This is a genomic window from Caballeronia udeis (assembly GCF_001544555.2).
Lineage (GTDB): Bacteria > Pseudomonadota > Gammaproteobacteria > Burkholderiales > Burkholderiaceae > Caballeronia > Caballeronia udeis.
Genome location: NZ_FCOK02000192.1, coordinates 1 through 1,481, shown reverse-complemented (window position 1 = coordinate 1,481; position 1,481 = coordinate 1). Strand labels below are relative to the sequence as shown.

The 1,481-nt window shown below is 56.7% G+C and carries 1 protein-coding gene; it reads left to right on the top strand.

Annotated features, from left to right (window positions below; all coding sequences use genetic code 11):
* Nucleotides 1-102 precede the first annotated feature (102 nt).
* Nucleotides 103-1,218, top strand: coding sequence for an IS110 family RNA-guided transposase (locus AWB69_RS45130; protein ID WP_062093223.1), 1,116 nt, complete (start codon nt 103-105; stop codon nt 1,216-1,218).
* Nucleotides 1,219-1,481: the final 263 nt, after the last annotated feature.

The window sequence follows — 1,481 nt, the reverse complement described above, 5'->3', positions numbered from 1 at the left end:
CTAGACACAATGTATTGGACCTGCTGTACCTCAAGCGACGCGGGTTAAGCTTGAGGCTCCGAAGAACCGAAGGCTCAGAGCCGCAATTGAGGAGAGCAGGTCGTGAAGCAGTTTAGCAAGTTCGTTGGGTTGGATGTTCACAAGGCGACGATTGCGGTTTCTGTAGCCGATGCGGGGAGAGGCGAAGTTCGTTATATCGGGGAGATCGCCAATACACCGGAGGCGATCGAAAAGCTGGTTCGGCAGTTGAGAAAAGGAGACGCGCATCTCTCGTTTTGCTATGAGGCAGGCCCATGCGGATATGGGATCCATCGGCAGCTCAGTGACCTCGGCTGGGATTGCCAGGTTGTCGCACCGTCTCTGATTCCAAGGAAAGCGGGCGAACGGGTCAAGACTGACCGCCGCGATAGTCTTATGCTGGCGCGCTTGCATCGAGCCGGAGAACTGACTGCAGTGTGGGTTCCCGACGATGCGCAGGAAGGGCTACGCGACTTAACCCGAGCGCGCGAGGACATGAAGCATCTTCAGCGCCAGGCCAAGCAACGGTTGTGTGCCTTTCTGCTTCGGTATGGCAAATGCTACAGCGGAAAGAGCAACTGGACTCAGGCGCATTATCGATGGCTTGAAGAGCAACAATTCGGGCAATCAGTTCAGCAGATCGTGTTTCAGGAATACGTTGACACCGTCAAGGCACTCAGTAAGCGTGTCGACGGACTGGACACGCAACTCGAAAGCGCGGCGAGTGAATCGGTGTTCTGGCCGGTGATCGAAGGCCTGATGGCGCTGCGCGGCGTCAACCTGTTGACCGCGACGACGGTGGTCGCCGAGATTGGTGATCTGAAGCGCTTCGCCAGTGCTCCGCAATTGATGGCGTACTTGGGGCTGGTGCCCAGCGAGCATTCCAGCGGAGCCACCAAATCGCGCGGCGCGATCACCAAGACCGGCAATGCTCACGTGCGTAGAGTGCTGGTGGAAGCGTCCTGGACCTATCGCCATCCGGCCAGAAAAACCGCCCATCTGCAACGCCGTGCAGAGCGAACCTCCGAAGCAGTGCAGGACATTGCTTGGAAGGCACAGAAACGCTTGTGTGCGCGTTATCGATTAATGGAGGGCAGAGGGAAACTAAAAGTGCAAGCATGTACCGCGGTCGCGCGTGAACTGACTGGCTTCATATGGGCAATAGGACAGGAGTTGCCACAGCCCGCGCCTAATCGCTAGGGGGCACCGTCATGTACGTGCAGTGTGTCGGTAGCAGAATGGACAACGGTGGGAGAACCCTCGTGGACACTATGAGGCATCCAGCAATGGAATGATCCTCGACCCTAGAGCGAGGCAGCTCCCCGACGAATCGGTTGTCATGCGGTACCCAACCCGCGCATATCAGACTGATCAACCGTCGGCATGCCGTCCGTTCTGCTACCAACACATTGTACGAACCAGAATCCTTTATAAACCACTGGACAGGTCAAATACATATCAGT